A 19739-nucleotide genomic window follows, 5' to 3' on the forward strand; every position below is an offset into this window, starting at 1 on the left:
ATGTGGAGGGCATGATGAGCACCGGATCGGTGACCGTGATCGGCCTGGGCCCCATGGGCCGGGCCATGGCCGACGCCTACCTGGACAGCGGCTACGCGGTGACGGTGTGGAACCGCACCGCCCACCGGGCCGACCCGCTGGTGGCCAGGGGCGCCGTGCGGGCGGAGAGCGCGGAGGCGGCGCTGAGGGCGAACCGGCTCGTGGTGCTGAGCCTGACCGACTACGCAGCGATGTACGACGTCCTCGGCACCGCCGACCCGTCGGCGCTGGCCGGGCGCACCCTGGTCAACCTCAGCTCCGACACCCCCGACCGCGTCCGCGAGGCGGCGCGCTGGACCGCCGGGCGCGGAGCCGTACAGGTCACCGGCGGGGTCCAGGTCCCGCCGCCCGCCATCGGCGGCACGGACGCCATGACCTACTACAGCGGCCCGAAGGAGGCCGTCGAGACCCACCGGTCCGCCCTGGAGGTGCTGACGGGCATCGAGTACCTGGGGGATGACCCCGGTCTGGCCGCGCTGTTCTACCAACTGGGCATGGACATGTTCTGGACGGGCCTGGTCGGTTACGTGCACGCCCAGGCCACGGCCTCGGCCAACGGCGTCTCGGCGCGGGAGTTCCTTCCCATCGCCCTGAAGACCATGGACTTCCGGTACTTCCTGGAGTTCTACGCGCCGCGCGTCGACGCGGGCGAGCACGGGGGCGACGTGGACCGCCTGACCATGGCCGCGGCCAGCATGGAGCACGTACTGCACACGGTGGAGGCCTCCGGCGTGGACGGCTCCCTGCCCGCCGCCGTGTTGGACGTGATGCGCAGAGGGGTCGCGGCCGGGCGCGGCGGGGACAGCCTGACGAGCCTGACCGAGGTGCTGAGGGGCTGACACCCCGGGCCCGGAGCGCGCCTCCCGGAGGCGATCGCCTCCGGGCCGGCGGGCGCCCGGAAAATCCCGGCGGGGCGGGCGCGCCGAGCTGTACCATCGGGCGGCGCGTCCGACGGCCGGGGGACCCCGTCCCCCGGCGGGCAGGACACCGGTGCGGGCGGGCGCCGCCCGTGCGCACCACTTCCCGAGTACACGGAGCGAGGCGGCCAGACGTGAGCGAGCACGACAGGGCGATCGCCCAGAACCGCGCGAACTGGGACCAGCGCGCCGACGTCCACGCCCGGTCCGCGATGTACGACGTCGACGGGCTGATCGCGGACCCCTCCCGCCCCTCCCCGGTCGTGCGCAACGACCTCGCGGTACTCGCGCCCCACCTGGAGGGCGGCACGGTGGCGGGGAGGTCGCTGCTGCACCTGCAGTGCCACATCGGCACCGACACCGTCTGCTGGGCCCGCTTGGGCGCCGTGGACGTCCACGGCCTGGACCTGTCGCCGAACTCGCTGGCCCACGCCCGGCGCATCGCCGACGCCGTCGGCGCCGACGTCACCTGGGTCGAGGGCGACGCGCGCACCGCCTCCCGGGTCATCGACCGCACGTTCGAGGTGATCGTGACCAGCGCCGGGACGATCGTGTGGCTGCCCGAGCTGCGCTCGTGGGCCCGGTCGATCCACGACCTGCTGGAACCGGGCGGGGTGTTCGCGATCCGCGACGACCACCCGATCCTGGGCGCCATGGACTTCGAACCGTGGCAGGTGAGCGGCGACTACCTCAGCGGCGGGGGCGCCAACGTCTACGAGGACGCGGCCACCTACACCGACGGACCCACGGACTCCATCACGCAGACCGTCAACCACGAGTGGCGCCACGACCTGGCGGAGGTGACGGGCGCGCTGCTGGAGGCCGGGCTGGTCGTCGAGGCGCTCGGAGAGCACCCGTTCATGGACTGGCCCGCCTTCTCCGGCCTGGTGGAGTGCCCGCAGGGGTGGCGGCTGCCCGAGGGCGCCCCCAGGATCCCGCTGAACTTCTCGGTGGTCGCGCGCCGCCCTGGGTGACCCCCACGCGAGCCGCCCCGCCAACAGCAGGGACAGGGGAACGCGGCGACGGCGTGCGTACCACTCCCCGCTCCCGTCGAAGAGCACCGGCCGGAGCGGAGCCAGCACGCGACCCTCGGCGGCCGGGCGCCCCCGTCGGCGCGGCCGTCCCGCGCCGGCTCCGGACGCCCGGGAGTACCGCGCCTGAGGTTGTCCACAGGGCCGATGCGCACATGGTGGCCGGTGAGCCGTCCGCGATACGGTTGGGATCATGGACAACGCACCGACACGACCGTCCACGTCGGTTGAGGACTACGTGAAGGTCATCTACGACCTCCAGGAACGCGGCAACGGGCCGGTGACCATCTCCGGCATGGCCGAGCGCCTGTCGGTGTCCAACTCCTCGGTGTCGGGGATGCTGCGCAAACTCAGCGAACTGGGCCTGGTGGAGCACCGGCGCTACGGCGCGGTCAACCTCACCGAGCCGGGCACCAAGGCGGCCCTGTCGGTGCTGCGCCGCCACCGTCTGCTGGAGACCTACCTGGTCGCCGAGCTGGGCTACTCCTGGGACGAGGTGCACGACGAGGCCGAGATCCTCGAACACGTGGTCTCGGACAAGTTCGTCGACCGCATCGCCCACCACCTGGGCGACCCCGTGGTCGACCCGCACGGCGACCCCATCCCCACCCGCGACGGCCACATCGTCGAGCGCGAGAGCCTGCTGCTGTCGGAGGCGGAGAAGGGCGTCAGCGGCGTGATCGTGCGCGTCAACGACACCGATCCCGACCTGCTGCGCTACCTGGCCGACATCGAGATCGGCATCGGGATGCGGGTGGAGGTGGCCGAGCGCCGCCCCTACGCCGGGTCGATGCAGATCACCGTGGGCGCCGACGCGGGCGCTCCCCAGCGCTCCCAGGCCCTGGGTCTGGTGGCCGCCGAGGCACTGTGGATCAGCCCCGACGACCAGGGGTAGGACTTTCCCGGAAACGCCGTCGCTACCCGAAGGACGTGGCTACCGTGGGTGACGAGAACGATCCGACGACCGGAGGCAGCGACATGCCCGTTTCCCCTGTGGCCGAACGCCAGTCCTCCACCGGATCCCGGTACGAGCCGCTGACCCCGCCTCCGGAGGGATTCACCGCCGACGACCTGGACAGCATCCCGGATCTTCCGCCGCACACCGAACTCATCGACGGAAGCCTGGTACTGGTGACCCCTCAACGCAACTTCCACACGGTCGTGCTCTCGGTCCTGGACACTCGCCTGTTCGAGCAGGCCCCCGACCGCCTGCGCGTGCGCAGGGAGATGACCCTCAAACTCGGTCCGCGGCAAAGGCCCGAACCCGACCTCATCCTGGTACAGGCCCAGGCCACCGGGGGGACGGAACAGACCTGGTTCGCACCCGAGGCGGTGGAACTGGTGGTCGAGGTGGTCTCTCCCGAGTCGGAGCTGCGCGACCGTGAGCGCAAACCGCAGCTGTACGCCGAGGCCGGTATCCCCAACTTCTGGCTGATCGAGCAGGACCGGGGCGAAGCCGTGGTCTACGTGCACGAACTCGCGCCCACCGGCGGCTACACCAGGCCGACCGTCCACCGACAGCGCCTCAAGACTTCCCGGCCCTTCCCCGTCGACATCGACCTGACCGAGATCCAGCGCCGCTGAGCCGGTCCCCCCGTCCCTGGCCGGGCGGCGGGTGGCGCGCACCCGCCGTCCGGGCCCGTGTCAGGGTTCACCCCTCCATGCGCACGCCCGCCACGCCGTCCTCGATCACGAACCGCGCACGGTCGCGGATGGGCGAGCCCGGCTCGCTCACGTGGTCCACGACGCGGTAGTCGGCCGTCCACTCGGTGGGCGTGACGACGTTGCGCACGTAGCCCCGCTTGCGGTTGACGAACCTGATGTGCGGGTTCTCCCGCAGCTGAACCTCGTCGCCGGGGGCCTGTTCGGTGCCGTCGCCGCCGCTGGTGACGGACGTGCCCACCAGCTCGGTGGCCACCGTCGGCGACTCGGGGGCGTCGAAGTCGGCCTTGACGTCGCACACGTAGTTGGCGTGCACGTCCCCGGTGATCACCACCCCGTTGCGCGTGCGCGCCAGCTGGTCGCGGACCTCGTCGCGGTCCACGAGGTAGTTGTCCCAGGCGTCGTTGCTGAAGTCGGTCGCCCCGCCCTCGGCGAAGTCGCGCTGGGAGAAGAACACCTGCTGGGCGAGCACGTTCCAGCGGGCCCGCGACGAGGACAGCCCCTCCCGCAGCCACTGCTTCTGCCGGGCGCCGAGCAGGGTGCGCGAGGGGTCGCCGCGCTCGGCGTCGGACACCTGCGGGTCGCGGTACTGGCGGGTGTCGAGCAGGTGCATGTCCACCAGGTCGCCGAAGGCCAGTCTGCGGTAGAGCTGCATGTCGGGGCCGACCGGCGTCTGGGCGAAGCGCAGCGGCATGTGCTCGTGGTAGGCCTTCAGCGCCTGGGCGCGCCGGCGCAGGAACTCCTCGGGCGGGACATCCTCGCCGTTGGAGCGGTCGTCGGCCCAGTTGTTCTCCAGCTCGTGGTCGTCGAAGACCACCGCCCACGGGAAGGCGGCGTGCGCGGCCTGGAGGTTGGCGTCGCTCTTGTACTGGGCGTGCCGCACGCGGTACTCGGCCAGGGTGCGGACCTCCCGGTCGGGGAGGTGGCCCCGGCCCAGGCTCCCCTGTCCGCCCGTCTCGTAGATGTAGTCGCCCAGGAACGCGACCAGGTCCAGGTCCTCCTCGGCCAGGTGCGCGTGGGCGTTGTAGTGCCCGGCGGTGTAGCTCTGGCAGCTGGCGAACGCGAAGGAGAACCGGTCCGTGCGGATCCCGGGGGGAGGGGCGGTCCTGGTACGGCCGACCTGGCTGATCTCGTTGCCCACGCGGAACCGGTAGAAGTACTCGGTGCCGGGCCGCAGCCCCTGCGCCTCCACGTGCACCGAGTGGGCGGCGTCGGGGCCCGTCTCCACGGTTCCGGAGGCGGAGAGCAGACCGAAGCCCTCCTCCCGTGAGACCTGCCACTCGACCTCCACCCGCCGGTCGGGCATGCCGCCCAGTCCGTCCTCGGCGAAGGGGTTGGGGGCCAGACGGGTCCAGAGCACGACGCTGCTGTGGAAGGGGTCGCCGGAGGCGACGCCCAGGGTGAAGGGCTCACCGATGCCGCCCGACCGGGCGGGGGCGTCGGCGCGGACGGAGGCGTCGGCCCGCACGCCGGGACTCCAGGAGGCGCCCAGCGCGACGGCGCCCAGAGTGGCCGCGCCGCCGACCAGGGCCTGGCGCCGTGTGGTGCTGCTGACGGTCGGGTCGGGGACGGGAAGGGGGGCGGGGGTGCGAGGGGTTCCCGGCATGGGCGGTCTCCTGATCGGGTCGCGGGGGAGCCCGACCCTCTGTCGGGCCGGGCGGGGGACCGTCGCTTCTATCCGGCCATGGCGAGCGGAACGTCCCAACCACCGGGTGGTGAACGTTGGACCCCTTAGCGTGACTAACAGGTGACAGCCTGTTGCGGCGCAGGTCAGGCCCGCAACACGCCGGAGGACCGGAAAACTCGTCGCGCCGCGCGCGGACGGCGGCCGTCCGCGCGCGGGAAGCCCACCCCGAACGGATACTTCGGGCACCCGAAATAAGATGGGTTCCAGAAGGCCCTCCCCGCCACCCCCCGAGGAGTCAGCATGCGCATCACCGTCCTGGGCGCCACCGGAGGCACCGGGCGCCACGTCGTGGACCAGGCCCTGAACGCGGGACACCGGGTCACGGCCCTGGTCCGCGATCCGGCGCGGCTGCCCGTCACCCACGAGCGCCTGGAGACGGTCCGGATGCCCGTCCCCGAACCCGACCGGCTGCGCTCCCTGCTCTCCGCGACGGACGCGGTGGTCTCGGCGCTGGCCGCGAGCGCCAAGGGCGGATTTCCCGCCACCACCTGGACCGGCGCGGTGCTGAGCGCGCTGGAGGACGACCGCGCCACACGCCTGGCCGTGGTCAGCGCCTCACCCGTCGGCCCGAAGGAGCCGGGCGGACCGCTGCCGCAGCGGCTGCTCATGCCGCTGATCGGCAGGCTCTTCCGCGACGCCTACCTCGACCTGGGGCGGATGGAGGCCGCCCTGGAGGCCAGCGGCGCCGCCTGGACCGTCGTACGCCCGCCCCAGCTGACCGACGCCCCGGCCACGGGGGAGTACCGCCTGGCCCTGGACCGCAACGTGCCCTCCGGCTACCGGATCTCGCGCGCGGACCTGGCGCACGCGCTGCTGCGGGTCCTGGACGACCCGGCCACCGTGCGCCGGGCCGTCGGCGTCGCCGACTGAGCCCCGAACGACCACGTCACACCGTTCCTGAACAGTGATCAGACGTGACCCCGGGGGGTCACGCTGGCACCGCACCCATCCCGAACGGTGCTGGATGGGCTGGGTCACCGCGTTCCTGCCCCGTCCGGCCACGCGCATCGTGTGCACGCTCCGTCACGGGTGGGCGGTTTCCCTCACGCCCGGAACCACCCGGTGCGGCCTGGACGGTCCGATGCCCCACACCATCACCCTGGTGGTGTGGGGGCGGTGCCGTCCGACGCCGGACCGGGTAGCCCTGAGCGCGCCGCCCGACCGCGATGCTGGCCGCATCGTGCCGGGAGACCTTCCTACATTTGGTGGTCAGGGGTCGCTGCCAGTGCTGGGCACCCCACCTTGATGTATACGCGGGGTCCACGGCGATGACCGCCACCCCCAGGGTGTGGGCCATCGACACCAACCGGGACCGCAGCCGAGCCGTGGGAAAACCACTGACCAGCCGCCGGAACTTCTTACGCCGTCCATGCTTTTCCCGGGACTTCTCGCGGGCGAAGTCCAGGTCCTCCACGGCGATGGCCCGCACACCGCTCGCGGTGGCCCAGCGCAGCAGCCGGGACAGGGCATAACGCACCTGCGCGTCCCGGTGGGACGCGCTGCCGGACAGGTCGAACTCACAGCGGTGCGGGTTCCCGATCGGGTTGCCGTGGGTGTCGAGTCGCCAGGCGGCCAGGTGGTCGGCGTTGGCGTCCACCCCGATCACCCCGTGGGCCAGCGCCGCTTGCATAGGCAGGGCAGGCACCGCCTGCAGGGTCCAGGACGCGCTCACATACCACCGGCCCCGATCCGTATCCAGGTGGATGCGGTAGGCCACCGCCCCATCGGCCTCGACCCGATCAGCCCACTCGGCGCCCCGGTGGGCGAAGACCACCCGGCCTGAGAGCACATACCGACCACGGGCAGCGTTGGCCAGATGCGCCAACGGGGCGGGCAACCGAATACTGACCTGCCCCTCAGGGGTGATACGGATCGTCTCGTTGCCGTGGCGTTTGCCGGACTCACCATCAGCGGACAGGAAGAAGCGTGCGGCCTCCCACCGGGCCCGCCATCCGGCCTCGGTCAGCTGCGCCCGCTCCAGGTGGTGGCGGCTGTGCAGCAACCGCTTGCCGCCGCGCACCACCCGTACACGGCCCTCCTCCCAGGCGGCCACCGCCGCCGCATGGCGATGTTCCAGGGTGGTCAGGCGTCGGGACTTGGCGTGCCACTCCTGACGCGAGGCGTACCCGCCCGGCGCGCCCCGGGTGCCCGGGGTTTTGAGGGGTTGGGACAACCGGTGGCGCAGGGTGTCGATCCCCGTTTGAGGCGGTGTAGGTGGGCGAGTTGGCTGCGGCGGGCCAGCGCCCACTGCTCGTTCGAGGCCCTGGTCAGGGCTCCGGCCCACCGCGACGAGGACTCAGGGGTCAACTCCCGTTTGCGGGCCGCCCAGGCGTCCTTGTCGTGGTTGGTGCCATGCGCACACCGGGCGGCCAGGTCCGTGGAAGCCAAGGACCCCAGGTGCGCGCCCACCGCCCGCAGGACCGTCTCGTCCCGTGGGGTGAGGCCCTTGAGCCGGTCACGCACACTCACCCCGGTCGGTGCGGGGGCCAGGAACGGGTCAGCGATCGACCGCAACCGCCGCGCGCCAGTACCCGCCATCCCTTCCCACCTCCCGATCCTGCCGGTTTCGTCTCTGTGTTCGAGACGACCGTAGCCAGGACCGGGGGCGCTTGTCCGGAGAATCAACGAACTCCTCGGACGGAATTTCCCCGGCGGGCCATTCACCGGAGTGAGGACACACACCGCTTTTCGGCAGCAGTAGGGGCTCACTCCTGTGCCCTTGTGTGCGCTTGAGTGGCTTCCCGATCCAACAGCAACAACCCCCGGTAGCATCGGCGCATGGAGCAGGGGGCGGGCCGGCAAGAGGCCGACGACACGCGCGTTCCGGACCGCGCGGCGGTGGAGGGGGCACTGCGCTTCGTGCCCCTGATCGAGACCTACTACCGCCGCGCCCACGCCGAGATGCCCGCCGAACTGCGGCGGCTGTTCACCGACCACCACCTGACCGCCCGACACGGCGCGGTGCTGTCCCAGCTCGTCCACGGCCAGGAACTCGGCATGGGCGAACTCTCCTCCCGTCTGGGGGTGGGCCCCTCCACCGTCAGCGAACTGGTCGGCGACCTGTCCCGGGTGGGGCTGGTGGTGCGCCGCGAGGACCCCGCCAACCGGCGGCGCGCCCTGGTGTCGCTGGCCGACGAGCACCGCGAGCTCATGCGCGCGTTCGTGGCCAGTCGAGCCCGGACCCTGCTGCGGGCCTTCGACCGGCTCTCTCCGGAGCAACGGGAGGGGTTCGCCGCCGGGCTGGAGGCCTGGGCCCGCGAGCTGCACGGGATCTGACCCGCGCCCCCTCCGGGGACGTCCGCCTTGCCAGGGGGCTCCCGGCGCTCACGTGCGGTCGCGCACGAGCCCGCGCGCTCCCCCTGGCCCCCACGGGGCGGTCGGGGCTCAGCGGACGCCGCCCGGCTTGGGCAGCGGCCTGGCGCGCCGCACCGAACGGGGCTTGGGGATCTCGTCGCGGTACCTGCGCCGGGGCTGGGGCTGGGGAGGGGTGAAGGGCAGGGTGATCTTCGGGCGGACCTCGGCGGACGGCGCGGCGGTCAGGTCCAGGCGGAGGGAATCGGCACGCATGGGGTTTCCTCTCAGTTCTACTCACTCCGTAGTACTCTGTGTGGAGTGGTAAGAACATAGTACTACGCTCGAAGTGGTGTCAACTTCGTTCTGAGGAGAGAACCGACATGAGGCAGAATCCGGCGCGCCGGGCGGCCCTGCTCGACGCGGCCATCGAGGTGCTCGCCCGCGAGGGCGCGCGGGGGCTGACCTTCCGGGCCGTGGACACCGAGGCGGCCGTCCCCAACGGCACGGCGTCCAACTACTTCAACAACCGCGACGACCTGCTCACCCAGGTCGGCCACCGCTTCTACGAGCGTCTGGACCCCGACAACAACGTGATCGCCGCGGCCCAGGCGGGACCGCGCGACCGCGACAGGGTCGCCGAGCTGATGCACGAGATGGTGGGGCGCCTCACCGACTTCCCCTCCGGCTACCTGGCCCTGCTGGAACTGCGGCTGGAGGCCACCCGCCGACCGGAGCTGCGCCAGTTGCTCACCGAGCGCGTCCGCGCCGACCTGGACGCCAACATCGCCTTCCACACCGAGTCCGGCATGCCCGGCGACGCGTCCACCGTCGTCCTGCTCTACCTGGCGCTGAACTGGCTCATCCTGGAGCGGCTCACCCTGCCCGACCTCTTCTCCCAGGACCGGTTTCACGACCTGGTGACCGACGTGGTCGAGCACATCGTCCCCGGCCCCGGCCGCGCGGACTGACGGCTGCGAGCGCGGGGCCGCGGGTGCGGGCACTCGGGCCCGCTCGGCGGCCCCGCGCACCCGTGTACGACGTCCGTGACCGGGTTGTCCACACCCCCTGTCGCTGCGGCTGGCGCACCCCTATCCTGGAGGCATGTTCCAGCGACATTAAGTCCCCAGCCGGTCCTCGGTCCGAGCACGCGGTCCACCCCGGGCGGTCCCCGCCCCGGTGCCCGTCTCCGCTCGACCGAAAGACCTCCATGACCACTCTGTCCCCGCGTGCCCCCGGCATGCGCGCGTCCCGTCTGACCCGACCCCTGTACGCCTACGCGGCCCTGGGGGAGTTCGTCCTCCTCTACCCGCTGTACGCGCTGCTGTTCGACGAGACCGGCCTGACCGTCGCCCAGATCAGCTCCCTGTTCGTGATCTGGTCACTGTCCTCGGTCCTCGCGTCCGTCCCCGCCGGGGCCTGGGCCGACGTGGTGCCGAGGCGCTACCTGCTGGCCGCCGCGCCGCTCCTGGCCGCGTGCGCGTTCGTGCTGTGGCTGCTGTGGCCCGGCTACTGGACCTTCGCGCTCGGCTTCGTCCTGTGGGGCGCGGGCGGCGCGCTGTCCTCGGGCTCCCTCGAAGCCCTCGTCTACACCGAACTCGCCCGCCGCGACGCGTCCGACCGCTACGCCCGGGTCATGGGCGTGACCCGCGCCCTGGACGTGGCCGCCGTCGGCGCCGCCACCCTGCTGGCCATCCCCGTCATGGCCCACGGCGGCTACGCGGCGGTCGGCGCGGCCAGCGTCGCCGTCTGCGTGCTGTGCGCCCTGGCGGCCCTGGCCCTGCCCGAGCACCGCGCCGCCGAGGGCGGCCCCGCCTCCGCCGACGGCGCCGCGGGGGCCGGGGAAGCGGAGGAGGGGCCCTCCGGCTACCTGGACGCCCTGCGCGGCGGACTGGCCGAGGCCCGCTCCAGCCGGCGGGTGCGCGGCGCGATCGTGCTGGTGGTCGCGGTGACCGCGTTCTGGGAGGCGCTGGACGAGTACGTCCCCCTGCTCGTCGCCGAGTCCGGCGTCCCCGCCGCCACCGTTCCCGTGGCGGTCCTGGTGGTGTGGGCCTTCGTGCTCCTGGGCGGGCTGCTGGCGGGGCCCGCCTCCCGGCTGCCCGTACGGGCCCTGGCCGTCCTGGTGGGCCTGGCCGCGCCCGCCATCGCCGCCGGAGCCCTGCTGGACGGCCCGGTGGGATGGGTGCTGATCGGCGTGGGCTTCGGCCTGTGCCAGACCGCGGGCGTGGTCGCCGACGCCCGCCTGCAGGACCGCATCACCGGGTCGAGCCGGGCCACCGTCACCTCCCTGGCCGGTCTGGGCACCGACGCCCTCACCACGGCCTCCTACCTGCTGTACGCGGGGGTGTTCGCGGTGACCGGGCACGCCCTGGCGTTCGCCCTGTTCGCACTGCCCTACCTGGTGGCGGCGCTCTTCCTGGGCCGCGGTACCCGCGGGGCCCGTCCGGTCCGCCGCTCCCCTGACCGGAAGGGGGAGGCGCGGCGGTGAACCGCGTCCGAACCCGACGGCGTCCGGGCGCGTCTTCCCCGTAGCCGGACGCTCCGCGTCCGGCGCCGTGTGGCGGGCGCGCCCGCCACGCCGTACCGCGCCCGAGAACGGCGGGACGCGGTACCACCCGCGGGCCGTAGGTGTCGAGGGACCACCTACGGCCCGGCCGTGACCCGGCTCTGGGGGACCCTCGGTGGCCAGGGCCCTTGCACGCCTGAATAGCATCGGTTCCTGTGGCACATCAGACGACGAACACGGCGAGCAGTGAAGGCCCGGGCATCGCCTCCGTGCGCGGGATCAACGTCACCTACACCGACCGCGGCGCCGGGTACCCCACCCTCCTGATCCACGGTCACCCCTTCGACCGCACCATGTGGGAACCCCAGGTCAGGGCCCTGGCGGGACGTGGTTACCGGGTGATCGCCCCCGACCTGCGCGGGTACGGGAGCAGCACCGTCGTCCCCGGGACCACGACCCTGGACACCTTCGCCCGCGACCTGGACGCGCTCCTGGACCACCTGGGCCTGGACGTGGTGAGCGTGGTGGGGCTGTCGATGGGCGGCCAGATCGCCCTGGAGCTGTACCGGCTCTTCCCCGACCGCGTCGACTCGCTGACCCTGGCGGCCACCAACCCCAGCGCCGAGACCGAGCGGGGCCGTGCCGCCCGCGTGGCGCTGGCCGAGCGGCTGCGCGCCGAGGGCATGCGCGGCTACGGCGACGAGGTGCTCGTGGGCATGATGACCGCCGACAACGTGCGCGAACTGCCCGCGGTGGCCGACCACGTGCGCGCGATGATGTACGCCGCCCCGCCCGAGGGCGCGGCGGCCGCCCTGCTGGGCCGCGCCAGACGCCAGGACTACGCGCCCCTGCTGCGCCGGGTGTCCGCGCCGACCCTGTTGGTGGGGGGCCAGCACGACGTGTTCACCCCGCCCGATCTCACCGAGTCCATGCACGTGCTGGTGCCGGACTCGGTCGTGGAGATCATCGAGGGCGCCGGGCACCTGCCCAACCTGGAGCGGCCCGAGCGGTTCAACGAGGTGCTGCGCCGCTTCCTGGACCGCTGCCGCACCCGCGTCTAGGAAACGGCCGCCACGGCCGGTCCCGTCAGCGGCCGCGCGCCCTCGCTGGGCCGCGGGGGCGCGTCAGAGGCGCTCGACGGGCAGCCACAGCTCGGCCTCGGCGGTGGCGCCGTCCTCGGTGTAGGAGACCCGCAGGATCTCCGGCCCCTCGGTGACCCGGTAGGCCGTGTTGGAGGGGAACCACCGGCCGAAGGCGTCCGCCCACATGTGCTGCAACCCCTCGGGGCACCGCTCCACGGGCACCGACTTGGGGAAGACCACCCAGGTACCGCTCGGCACCTCCAGCGCCTCCATGCCCTCCGCGCCACGGGCGGAGGTCGCCGCGGCCTCGTAGTAGTCGATCAGGCTCCCCTCCCCGCGGTCGGGGGACAGCGCGGCGGTGACGCCCAGGACACCGCGCGGTTCCTGGTCGGAGAGCTCCGCGACGCGCGCCCGGACCCCCTTGTCCAGGCTCCTGACGAACTCCTCCATGGCGTGGTTGCGGCCCTCGTGGACGATCGGCACCCGTGCCTTGGGGCCCACGAGGCGGAAGGCCTCCTTGTCCACGATCCGGTAACGCATGGTGGTACTCCCCTCGACGGTCAGGCGGAAGGACATCCTCGGTTGCGAGACGAGCACCGCGCCGGTCCGGCGCGCCTCGCCCGGCCCCACACCGTGCATGGCGCGAAAGGCCCGGGCGAAGGCCTCGGCCGACCCGTAGCCGTGGCGCACCGCGATGTCGAGCAGGCTGTCGCCGCCCCCGAGCACCTCGGCCCCGGCGAGGGTGAGCCTGCGCCGCCGAACGTACTCCGACAGGGGCATCCCCGCCAGCGCCGAGAACAGGCGGCGCAGGTGGTGCTCGGAGGTGAGCGCGATCCGCGCCATCTCCGCCACGTCCACCGGCCGCCCGGTGTCCTCCTCGACCTTCTCCAGGGCCCGGTTGAGCCGGTCCAGCATGGTGCCCTCCTCTGCTGCGTCACCGACGCTAGCGACGCGGGTCCCCTCCGCGCCCGACAGCCGGCGACCCTCTTCTGTGAGTTCGTTGTCCCTCTCCGCCCATGTCCGGCGGCCGACGGGGTAGGGGGCCCGTCCAAGGACAGGAAATCCTTGGGCAAGAAGCGCGTCTGTGCCGACGTGGCGTGCCCCGAGGCAAGCATCACGGGCCCGAGGATGGCCCGCAGACCGACCCCGAGAAGGAGGTGGGCGGGGCGGGGACACACGCCCCGCGGACACATGGACCTGGGTTTTCTGCGACCTCTGTACGAGAGCGACGCTCCGGTGGCCTCGGTGCACCTGGACACCAGCCGCGACAGGACCGACGCCGGCAAGGAACTCGAACTGCGCTGGCGCCACCTGCGGGACGAACTCTCCTCGCTGGGCACCGACAAGGCGACCCTGGACGTGCTGGAACAGGCGGTCAGGGACGGGTCCTCCCGGGCCTTCGGCAGTCACGGCCACTCCCTGTTCGCCTCCGAGGGGCGTCTGCTCGGCGCGTACACGCTCTCCGAACCGCCCGCGCAGAGCCGCGCCCTGCGCATGCCGGTTCCCGATCCCCTTCCCGTGGTCGTGGACCGGGGGCGCTACCTGCCCTACGTCCTGGTGGCGCTGGACCGGGTCAACGCCAAGGTGTTCTCCTACACCGGCCACCCCTCCAGCGAACCGGCCTCCGAGAAGGACTTCTCCGGTGCCGACCTGCGCAACATCGACCCGATGGGCCGCGGCGGGCCCGGTGTCCTGAGCGGGTACAACGGCCGCTTCGACGGCAAGCACTACCCCATGGAGACCTGGCGGGAGAACACCGCCCGGATCGCCCAGCAGGTGCGCGAGGCCGTCGCCGAGGTGGACGCCCGGATCATCTTCGTCGGCGGTGACGAGGAGGCCATCGCCTACCTGCGCGACAACCTGGGCGAGCGCAAGCTGAGCATCCCGATCAGGCTGGTGGCCGGCGGACGGGGCGGCCCCGACGCCGAGGAGCGCCTGCACGCGGCCGCGGCGGAGGCGCTGCGCGACTTCGTCATCGACGGCCATGACGACATCATCGCCGACTACCACCAGAAACTCGCCAACGACCAGGCGGTGCGCGGCACCGAGCCCACCCTGCCGATGCTGTCGGAGGCGCGAGTGCGCACCCTGCTGCTGGGCGCCGACCGCGACGGCGAACCCGAGCTGTGGGGCTCACCGGGCGAGCCGGTGCTGGTGTCGAAGAACCCGGCGGACCTGGACGACCCCGACGCGGCGTTCCGGGCACCGGCCAGCGCGCTGATGCTGCGTTCGGCGATGGCCGCCGACGCCGGTTTCGGCGAGGTCCTCGACCACGGCCACACCAGCAACGAGAACGGCGCCATCCTGCGCTTTCCCACGTCGCCGAACGAGAGGGTCTGAACGACTCCACGGGGCCGCCCGCGTCCGTCCCGGGGCGCGGGCGGCCCCGTGCGCACGGACCGGCGCGGCGCGGCACCCGGCGTCAGGCGGCCCCGGCCGGAAAGCGCACGTCGGTGACCACCGCCGTCCTCAGGCCCGCGGACGCGGGGCGCGCCCCGGTCAGGGGCGGGTGGTCATCCCCAGCAGGGCCAGCAGTTCGGCCTCGGTGACCAGGTCGATGCGCTGGCCTCGCTCGCGGTAGATCTCGGCCCGCAGGTGCTTGGCGGTCTTTCCGGGGCCGCCGTGGCCCCCGAGGACGAGCATGTCGGTCTTCCTGGTGACGTTCTTGGCGGGCCGCCCGCCCGCCTCGGCCACGCGCCGCCACACCTCGGGCTTGTCCATGGACTCCAGGTCGCCGGAGACGCACACGGTGCGCCCGTACAGCGGCCCGGTGGGGTCGGCGTCCGGGGAGGGCTCGGGCAGCGGCGTCCGGGCGTCGCGCTGCCACCGTCCGAACCGGTCCTCGGGCGCGGCAGCCGCGGCGGACGCGGCGAGCAGCGCGGGCTGGACGGGCGCGGCGGCGGCCGGGACCGGGGCGGGCACCGCGCTCCCGGGCAAGGCCTCCACCCGGCGCAGGTCCGTCCGCGCGGCACGGGTCAGGTCGGCCAGCGACGGGGTGCCGTAGCGCTCCATGGCGGCGATCACGATGCGCGCGGCGGCCTCGGCGTCGGCGTCGGCTCGGTGGTGGTGCGTCACCCGGTGCCCGATGTGGGCGCACACGGTCGGCAGCTTGTGGTCGGGCAGCCCGCTCCAGGTGCGCCGGGACAGCGCCAGCGTGCACGCGTACTCCCACGCCGGGTGGGACAGCCCGGTGTGTCCGCAGGCCTGGCGCAGCACCCCCATGTCGAAGGCGGCGTTGTGCGCCACCAGGGGGCCGCCGTCGGCGAACTCCACGATGCGCGCGTGCGCCTGTTCCCAGGAGGGGGCGTCGGCGACGTCGGCCGCGGTGATGCCGTGCACGGCGATGTTGTGGCGGGAGAAGAAGTCCACCTGCCTCGGCGGCCGGATCAGCGTGGTGTACCGGTCCACGACCGCGCCGTCGCGCACCCGCACCAGGCCGACCGCGCACGCGCTGCCGCGGTCGTGGTTGGCGGTCTCGAAGTCGATCGCGGTCCAGGTCCGGGACACCGCGCACCTCCTGCAAACGGGGAACGGACCGAGGCTATCCGGGCCCGAACGCCTTCGGGGACGAAACGGCCCCACCGGTCCGGCGGCGACGGCGCGGCCTCGTCCCCTCCCTGAGGAAAACCCCACCCCCGCCCTGGCGCGCACCGCACCCGACCTGGCGGTACGCACCATGGCCCGGCCGGGGTCCGAGTTCCTAACGTGGTCACCGCCGCACGAACGACGAGACGAGGACCGCACATGATCACCCTGCGGGGACTGACCAAGCGCTACGGGGAGACGCTCGCCGTGGACTCGCTGGACCTGGAGGTCCGCCCCGGCCGGGTGACCGGCTTCTTGGGTCCCAACGGCGCGGGCAAGACCACGACGATGCGGATGGTGCTGGGCCTGGACCGGCCCACCGCCGGACAGGCCCTGGTCGGGGGCCGCCCCTACCGGGAGCTGGACCGGCCCCTGCACCACGTGGGCGCCGTCCTGGACGCCCGCGCGGTGCACCCCGGACGCAGCGCCCGCTCCCACCTGCTGGGGTTGGCCCGCACCCACCGCATCCCCGACCGCCGCGTGGACGAGGTGCTGGAGGCCGTGGGGCTGGCCGAGGCGGCGCGCAGGCGCGCGGGGGCCTTCTCCCTGGGTATGAGCCAGCGCCTGGGCATCGCCGCCGCCCTGCTGGGCGATCCGGGTCTGCTGCTGTTCGACGAGCCCGTCAACGGCCTGGACCCCGACGGCGTGCGCTGGATCCGCGACCTGATGCGCTCCCTCGCGGACGAGGGGCGCACGGTGTTCGTCTCCAGCCACCTGATGAGCGAGATGCAGCTGACCGCCGACCACCTGGTGGTGCTCGGCCGGGGGAGGCTCATCACCGACGCGCCCCTGGCCGAGGTGCTGGGCAACAGCGCGTGGACGGCCGTGCTGGTGCGCGCGCCCCACCCCGAGGACCTGGTCACCGCGCTGGAGGCGGAGGGGGCCGGGGTGGAGCGCCCCGGCCCGGGCGAACTGGTGGTCACCGGCGTACCCGTCGAACGGGTCGGGGAACTGGCCCACCGGGCGGGGGTGGCCCTGCACCGGCTGAGCACGCGCGACGCGTCCCTGGAGCAGGCCTACCGGGAGCTGACCGCCGACAGCGTGCAGTACACCACCGCGAACAGGAGCCGACCGTGACGACCTCCACCACGACCGGGCAGCCCCCGGCCCCCTCCGCCGACCGCGCCCCCGGCCCGGCCCGGGCCCTGTCCGACCTGGCCGCGGCCGCCTCGGCCGAGTGGGTCAAGCTCCGCTCGGTGCGCTCCACCTGGTGGGGCCTGGCCGCGGCCCTGCTGCTCATGGCCGTGGTGGCGCCGGGCGCGGCGGTCTCGACCGTCGGCAACATGCAGAACGGGAACCTGCCGACCGCCGAGATCCCGGCGTCGGAGATGGCGGTCTACGCCGCCGTGTGGGCCGTGCAGTTCGCCGTCATCGCCGTGGCGCTTCCGGTGATCACCTCCGAGTACTCCTCCCGCTCCATCCACCCCACCCTCCAGGCGGTCCCGGTGCGGGTGCGCGTGCTCGCGGCGAAGGCCCTGGCCGTGGCCGCCACCGTGTTCGCGGCGTCGCTGGTGACGGGGGCGGTCGGTACGCTTCTGGCGCACCTGGTGATGCGGCACCCCTACCTGGAGGGGTACGGCACCCTGGACCCGGGGCAGGCCGCCGCGGACGTGGTGCGCACGGCCGTGTACCTGACCGCCGTGGCCGTGGCCACCGTGGGGGTCGGCTCCGCGCTGCGGTCGGCCGCCGCGGCGCTGACCACGGTGTTCATGCTGATTCTGGGCCTGCCGGTGATGTTGTTGCTGATGGGCAGCGAGGTGGGTGTCTACCTCGCCGGGCGCATGCCGTTCCTCGCCGGGATCTCGTTCGTGGACAGCGCCTTCGTGATCGGGCGGTTCGACCACGCGCTCACGCCCGCCGCGGGCGGCGCGGTGCTCGTGTACTGGACCGCGGCGAGCCTGGCGGCGGGCGCCCTGGTGCTCCGGCTCCGGGACGCCTGAGGCGGCGGATGCGGACGGTCGGAAGGGAAGAGGGGGAGGGGCGGATGGCCGAGTGGGCCGGGGACGGGGACCGTCCCCGCGCCTGGGCGCGTGCGGCGGCCGCGCCGCTGGCACGGGCCGGGCGCGAGTTGACGGGCACCCTGCTGGGGCTGTGCACCGCCGTGCTCACGCTGGTGTGGGTCCTCGCGGCGGCCGCGGCGCTGGTGTGCGCCCCGTTCCTGACCTCCCGGGCCCGGCACCGGTTCCGCGGCGTGGTGACCCGGTGGGCGGTGCGCCTGGGCGACGCGGACCTGGCCCGCCTGGCCCGGTGGTCGGGGGGCGGCGTGGCCGGCCCGGGGGTCGAGGCCGCCCCGCGCGTGGCCTACCTGCTGCTGCGCCTTCCGGCGGCGCTGCTGTGCGGCTACCTGGCGCCCACGGCGCTGATGCTGGTGGTGGTCTTCGTCGGCGGGGCCGCACTGGAGCTGTTCACCGGGGGCGGCACCCACGTGCCGGTGCTCATGCCCGGCGCGCGGGTACACGTCTCCAGCATCAGCGTGGGCCTGCTCATGGGCCTGGTCGTCCTGGCGGCGACGTGGCTGGTGGTGGCGCTGGCCTCGGCCGCCGACCGCGCCCTGGCCCGCCGTCTGGTGGGTCCCAGCAGCGAGGACCTGCTGCACCGGCGCATCGACGAGCTGACCTCCACCCGGTCGGGCATCGTGCGGGCGGTGGACGAGGAGCGGCGGCGCATCGAACGCGACCTGCACGACGGGGTCCAGCAGCGCGTGGTGGCGCTGGCCATGCTGCTGGGGCGGGCCCAGCGCGGCCACGACCCCGAGCGCGCGGCGCGGCTGGTCCGCCAGGCGCACACCGAGACCCGGGTACTGCTGGACGAGCTGCGGGAGGTGGCCTGGCGGGTCTACCCCACCGCGCTGGACACCCTGGGCCTGGAGGCGGCGCTGACCGAGGTGGCCGAACGCAGCCCGCTGCCGGTGCGGGTGCGCGCGCGCCTGTCGGCCCCGCCGCCCCGCGAACTGGCCACGGCGGTGTACTTCGTGGCGCGCGAGGCCATCACCAACGCCGTCAAGCACGCCGGGGCCGAGGTGGTGATCGTGCACCTGGACGACGCCGACGGCGTCCTGGACCTGCGGGTGCTCGACGACGGCCGCGGCGGCGCCGACCCCGATGGCGGCGGACTGACCGGCCTGGCCAGGCGGGTGCGGGCCCTGGACGGCACACTGGCGGTACACAGTCCCCGGGGCGGTCCGACCACGGTACGCGCCGCGCTGCCCCTGACCACGATACGGAGCCCCCATGCGCCTGGTGATCGCTGACGACTCGGTCCTGCTCAGGGAGGGCCTGGTGCGGTTGTTGGAGGAGGAGGGCCACGAGGTGGCGGCGGCGGTCGGCGACGCCGACGCGCTGCTGGCCGCGGTCGCCGAGCACGCGCCCGACGCCGCCGTGGTGGACGTGCGGATGCCGCCCACCCACACCGACGAGGGGCTGCGGGCGGCGCTGCGTATCCGCGCCGAGCACGGGAGGGTCGCGGTGCTGGTGCTGTCGCAGTACGTGGAGCAGCGCTACGCCGCCGAACTGCTGGCCGGGGCCTCGGGAGGGGTGGGCTACCTGCTCAAGGACCGGGTGTCGGAGGTGGGGGAGTTCCTGGAGGCCCTGGAGCGGGTGCGCGCGGGCGGGGCGGCCTTCGACCCCGAGGTGGTGCGCCAGCTGCTGGCGCGCACCACCCACACCGACCCGCTGGCCCGGCTCACCCCGCGCGAGCGCGACGTCCTGGAGCACATGGCGCAGGGGCTGAGCAACGCCTCGATCGCCGAGCGGCTGTACGTGTCGCTGAGCGCGGTGGAGAAGCACGTCAACGCGATCTTCGACAAGCTGGGTCTGGGGCACGCCTCCGGTTACAGCCGCCGGGTGCTGGCGGTGCTGCGCTACCTGGGCAGCTGAGCGCGGCCGCGTCGCCGCTCCCGCCGACCCCGCACCACGGCGCCGGAGTCCGGGGAGCGGGGCG

At 73.5% G+C, this 19739-nt stretch carries 19 protein-coding genes; 14 read left to right on the forward strand and 5 right to left on the reverse strand.

Translation table 11 applies throughout. The annotated features are described in order from the left end of the window. The first annotated feature begins 11 nt into the window (after positions 1 to 11). From NDAS_RS10465 to NDAS_RS10480, 4 genes are all read left to right on the forward strand, one after another. Positions 12 to 878: an NAD(P)-dependent oxidoreductase gene (locus tag NDAS_RS10465; protein WP_232051665.1), complete on the forward strand. Its 867-nt coding sequence runs from the start codon at positions 12 to 14 to the stop codon at positions 876 to 878. Positions 879 to 1090: 212 nt separating this feature from the next. Then, positions 1091 to 1930: a class I SAM-dependent methyltransferase gene (locus tag NDAS_RS10470; protein ID WP_013153148.1), complete on the forward strand. Its 840-nt coding sequence runs from the start codon at positions 1091 to 1093 to the stop codon at positions 1928 to 1930. Positions 1931 to 2180: 250 nt separating this feature from the next. After that, positions 2181 to 2882: a metal-dependent transcriptional regulator gene (locus tag NDAS_RS10475; protein WP_013153149.1), complete on the forward strand. Its 702-nt coding sequence runs from the start codon at positions 2181 to 2183 to the stop codon at positions 2880 to 2882. A gap of 83 nt (positions 2883 to 2965) precedes the next feature. Continuing rightward, positions 2966 to 3571: a Uma2 family endonuclease gene (locus tag NDAS_RS10480; protein WP_013153150.1), complete on the forward strand. Its 606-nt coding sequence runs from the start codon at positions 2966 to 2968 to the stop codon at positions 3569 to 3571. 67 nt (positions 3572 to 3638) lie between these two features. On the opposite strand, the gene NDAS_RS10485 is transcribed toward NDAS_RS10480, so the two are convergent. After that, the gene (locus tag NDAS_RS10485) at positions 3639 to 5255 is read right to left on the reverse strand and encodes an alkaline phosphatase D family protein (RefSeq protein ID WP_013153151.1); all 1617 of its coding nucleotides are present in this window, start codon (positions 5253 to 5255) and stop codon (positions 3639 to 3641) included. A 321-nt stretch (positions 5256 to 5576) separates the two neighbouring features. Between NDAS_RS10485 and NDAS_RS10490 the strand changes: the two genes are divergently transcribed. After that, complete coding sequence (locus NDAS_RS10490) at positions 5577 to 6206, forward strand: NAD(P)-dependent oxidoreductase (protein ID WP_013153152.1); 630 nt, start codon at positions 5577 to 5579, stop codon at positions 6204 to 6206. A 58-nt stretch (positions 6207 to 6264) separates the two neighbouring features. Here NDAS_RS10490 and NDAS_RS10495 read toward each other — a convergent pair whose 3' ends face one another. Then, positions 6265 to 7509, reverse strand: a complete 1245-nt coding sequence (locus NDAS_RS10495) for a transposase (protein WP_232051666.1) — start codon at positions 7507 to 7509, stop codon at positions 6265 to 6267. A gap of 605 nt (positions 7510 to 8114) precedes the next feature. On the opposite strand from NDAS_RS10495, the gene NDAS_RS10500 reads away from it, so the two are divergent. Next, positions 8115 to 8612 (forward strand): MarR family winged helix-turn-helix transcriptional regulator, encoded by a 498-nt coding sequence (locus NDAS_RS10500; RefSeq protein WP_013153153.1) that lies wholly within the window; start codon positions 8115 to 8117, stop codon positions 8610 to 8612. A gap of 108 nt (positions 8613 to 8720) precedes the next feature. Here NDAS_RS10500 and NDAS_RS10505 read toward each other — a convergent pair whose 3' ends face one another. Next, positions 8721 to 8903, reverse strand: coding sequence for a hypothetical protein (locus NDAS_RS10505; protein WP_013153154.1), 183 nt, complete (start codon positions 8901 to 8903; stop codon positions 8721 to 8723). Positions 8904 to 9010: 107 nt separating this feature from the next. Here NDAS_RS10505 and NDAS_RS10510 point away from each other — a divergent pair, with 107 nt between their 5' ends. From NDAS_RS10510 to NDAS_RS10520, 3 genes are all read left to right on the forward strand, one after another. After that, positions 9011 to 9598 carry a TetR/AcrR family transcriptional regulator gene (locus tag NDAS_RS10510; RefSeq protein WP_013153155.1) on the forward strand — a complete coding sequence of 196 codons (588 nt, stop codon included), beginning with the start codon at positions 9011 to 9013 and terminating at the stop codon, positions 9596 to 9598. A gap of 239 nt (positions 9599 to 9837) precedes the next feature. Continuing rightward, the gene (locus NDAS_RS10515; RefSeq protein ID WP_013153156.1) at positions 9838 to 11115 is read left to right on the forward strand and encodes an MFS transporter; all 1278 of its coding nucleotides are present in this window, start codon (positions 9838 to 9840) and stop codon (positions 11113 to 11115) included. 287 nt (positions 11116 to 11402) lie between these two features. After that, positions 11403 to 12194: an alpha/beta fold hydrolase gene (locus tag NDAS_RS10520; protein ID WP_013153157.1), complete on the forward strand. Its 792-nt coding sequence runs from the start codon at positions 11403 to 11405 to the stop codon at positions 12192 to 12194. A gap of 63 nt (positions 12195 to 12257) precedes the next feature. On the opposite strand, the gene NDAS_RS10525 is transcribed toward NDAS_RS10520, so the two are convergent. Continuing rightward, positions 12258 to 13130 (reverse strand): helix-turn-helix domain-containing protein, encoded by an 873-nt coding sequence (locus NDAS_RS10525; RefSeq protein WP_013153158.1) that lies wholly within the window; start codon positions 13128 to 13130, stop codon positions 12258 to 12260. 276 nt (positions 13131 to 13406) lie between these two features. Between NDAS_RS10525 and NDAS_RS10530 the strand changes: the two genes are divergently transcribed. Further along, entirely contained in the window at positions 13407 to 14555 is a 1149-nt protein-coding gene (locus tag NDAS_RS10530) for a baeRF2 domain-containing protein (RefSeq protein ID WP_013153159.1), read from the forward strand. 159 nt (positions 14556 to 14714) lie between these two features. Here NDAS_RS10530 and NDAS_RS10535 read toward each other — a convergent pair whose 3' ends face one another. After that, a complete protein-coding gene (locus NDAS_RS10535) occupies positions 14715 to 15722 on the reverse strand; it encodes an exonuclease domain-containing protein (protein WP_013153160.1) in 1008 nt (335 codons plus the stop codon). 237 nt (positions 15723 to 15959) lie between these two features. Between NDAS_RS10535 and NDAS_RS10540 the strand changes: the two genes are divergently transcribed. Genes NDAS_RS10540 through NDAS_RS10555 form a run of 4 tightly spaced genes read left to right on the forward strand, consistent with a single transcriptional unit; the run spans position 15960 to position 19675 of the window. Beyond that, entirely contained in the window at positions 15960 to 16877 is a 918-nt protein-coding gene (locus NDAS_RS10540; protein ID WP_013153161.1) for an ATP-binding cassette domain-containing protein, read from the forward strand. Then, positions 16874 to 17740, forward strand: a complete 867-nt coding sequence (locus tag NDAS_RS10545) for an ABC transporter protein (protein ID WP_013153162.1) — start codon at positions 16874 to 16876, stop codon at positions 17738 to 17740. Before NDAS_RS10540 ends, NDAS_RS10545 begins: the two co-directional genes overlap by 4 nt. A 44-nt stretch (positions 17741 to 17784) precedes the next feature. Continuing rightward, the gene (locus NDAS_RS10550) at positions 17785 to 19050 is read left to right on the forward strand and encodes a sensor histidine kinase (RefSeq protein WP_041552679.1); all 1266 of its coding nucleotides are present in this window, start codon (positions 17785 to 17787) and stop codon (positions 19048 to 19050) included. After that, the gene (locus NDAS_RS10555; protein WP_013153164.1) at positions 19031 to 19675 is read left to right on the forward strand and encodes a response regulator; all 645 of its coding nucleotides are present in this window, start codon (positions 19031 to 19033) and stop codon (positions 19673 to 19675) included. Before NDAS_RS10550 ends, NDAS_RS10555 begins: the two co-directional genes overlap by 20 nt. Positions 19676 to 19739 lie beyond the last annotated feature (64 nt).

The organism is Nocardiopsis dassonvillei subsp. dassonvillei DSM 43111, assembly GCF_000092985.1.
In the GTDB taxonomy this organism is placed as follows: Bacteria; Actinomycetota; Actinomycetes; order Streptosporangiales; family Streptosporangiaceae; genus Nocardiopsis; species Nocardiopsis dassonvillei.

Bases quoted from the DNA above. Each gene is read 5' to 3' on its own strand.
- NDAS_RS10500 (WP_013153153.1), top strand. From the start codon at position 8,115: ATGGAGCAGGGGGCGGGCCGGCAAGAGGCCGACGACACGCGCGTTCCG.
- NDAS_RS10515 (WP_013153156.1), top strand. From the start codon at position 9,838: ATGACCACTCTGTCCCCGCGTGCCCCCGGCATGCGCGCGTCCCGTCTG.
- NDAS_RS10480 (WP_013153150.1), top strand. From the start codon at position 2,966: ATGCCCGTTTCCCCTGTGGCCGAACGCCAGTCCTCCACCGGATCCCGG.
- NDAS_RS10540 (WP_013153161.1), top strand. From the start codon at position 15,960: ATGATCACCCTGCGGGGACTGACCAAGCGCTACGGGGAGACGCTCGCC.
- NDAS_RS10485 (WP_013153151.1), bottom strand. From the start codon at position 5,255: ATGCCGGGAACCCCTCGCACCCCCGCCCCCCTTCCCGTCCCCGACCCG.
- NDAS_RS10505 (WP_013153154.1), bottom strand. From the start codon at position 8,903: ATGCGTGCCGATTCCCTCCGCCTGGACCTGACCGCCGCGCCGTCCGCC.
- NDAS_RS10530 (WP_013153159.1), top strand. From the start codon at position 13,407: ATGGACCTGGGTTTTCTGCGACCTCTGTACGAGAGCGACGCTCCGGTG.
- NDAS_RS10550 (WP_041552679.1), top strand. From the start codon at position 17,785: ATGGCCGAGTGGGCCGGGGACGGGGACCGTCCCCGCGCCTGGGCGCGT.
- NDAS_RS10525 (WP_013153158.1), bottom strand. From the start codon at position 13,130: ATGCTGGACCGGCTCAACCGGGCCCTGGAGAAGGTCGAGGAGGACACC.
- NDAS_RS10510 (WP_013153155.1), top strand. From the start codon at position 9,011: ATGAGGCAGAATCCGGCGCGCCGGGCGGCCCTGCTCGACGCGGCCATC.
- NDAS_RS10465 (WP_232051665.1), top strand. From the start codon at position 12: ATGATGAGCACCGGATCGGTGACCGTGATCGGCCTGGGCCCCATGGGC.
- NDAS_RS10475 (WP_013153149.1), top strand. From the start codon at position 2,181: ATGGACAACGCACCGACACGACCGTCCACGTCGGTTGAGGACTACGTG.
- NDAS_RS10490 (WP_013153152.1), top strand. From the start codon at position 5,577: ATGCGCATCACCGTCCTGGGCGCCACCGGAGGCACCGGGCGCCACGTC.
- NDAS_RS10555 (WP_013153164.1), top strand. From the start codon at position 19,031: ATGCGCCTGGTGATCGCTGACGACTCGGTCCTGCTCAGGGAGGGCCTG.